At 48.8% G+C, this 1,114-nt stretch carries 2 pseudogenes; both read right to left on the bottom strand.

What is annotated here, in order from left to right:
- Positions 1 to 417: 417 nt before the first annotated feature.
- Positions 418 to 888, bottom strand: a pseudogene (locus O9332_RS25050) (ATP-binding protein); the annotation flags it as partial.
- Positions 889 to 980: 92 nt separating this feature from the next.
- Positions 981 to 1,114 (bottom strand): annotated as a pseudogene (locus O9332_RS25045) (IS630 family transposase); the annotation flags it as partial.

The following is a 1,114-nucleotide window of genomic DNA, read 5'->3' as shown; positions in this document are numbered from 1 at the left end:
AGGGCTTGCGGTGTCAGTCTGTAGAGCGACCATAAGACCAGAACAGAGTAAATCTGTTAAGGCAGGTGCGGAACCCCGCAAGGGAAAGAAGCAGAAACCTAAATCGTGAGGTTTGGGAATCGCCGTCCGTTTTACGGCGGCGAGGATGTCAAAATTATTACCCTCCAATCCTAAATATTCTTCCTTGACCACCCGTTTCGCTAACATGGGATTACCGATCGCCCGTTGTTGCCAATCGGCCAGTTTACCCGGTGTCACCTGCAATCCCAAATCGTTTGCTTCCCCTTCCATAATTTCGCGGATCGCCCTTTCTGGTAAAGCTTCCAATTCGATGCGGGGAAGCTTCAAAAAAATATCTCGGGCCGGGGGGTAAGTAGCCAATAATAATATCGGCTGTCCCTGTAAATGCAGTTTTTCCAGCCAACAACGCAGGGAAACGGGAAACCTGTGGGCATTGTCCATGACCAGAAAAGCGACGTTATTTTCTAACCATTCGGCGATGGTTTCCTGTAACTGTTGTGCCGTCATCGGTTTGCCCTCTAGCGTCTCCGTATCTACCCCCAAATCCCCGGCGATTTCCAGAAGCATCTGTTTGACCGTGCCGATAGCAGGGGCGGACACCGGAAACCCCCGCCCCCACAAGTCCTCAATTACCCGCTCCGCTAAAAAGGTCTTTCCCGCACCAGCTTCCCCCACCACCAACAAACTGGCATTGGCTAGTAGGGCGGCCACCACCCGCTCTTTTTCTGCTCGCCTATAGCAGGGGATTGAAAGGGAATCATCAACGGAACGGATCGACAAAGACTGACGCTCACCGTCCGCTCCAACCCCGTAGGTATAGACCCGCTCCTCCCCGTTAGCCAATCTCCTTCTGTGTCGCTCGATCATCGTTCCGATTCCCAGTTCCATTTCTACTATAGGGTCTGCTGAAAAAGTCATTGAAAAGTACAGGTCTCTTAATCAATGATTTCACTTATACTTTAGACGTTCATAATCTGAGATTTATTAAACTTCTGAAATCGTAGAGTCAGCAAGGAATCCAGTTCTTTTTTATGTTTCAAATGGGCATCATTCAAACATTCATAAATGGCTGAAGAAAAGTCAGAAAAGTTTT

This window comes from Microcystis sp. LE19-10.1B (assembly GCF_027530565.1).
In the GTDB taxonomy this organism is placed as follows: Bacteria; Cyanobacteriota; Cyanobacteriia; order Cyanobacteriales; family Microcystaceae; genus Microcystis; species Microcystis aeruginosa.
The sequence above is the reverse complement of the archived record's forward strand: the minus strand, read 5'-3'. Positions and strand labels throughout refer to the sequence as shown.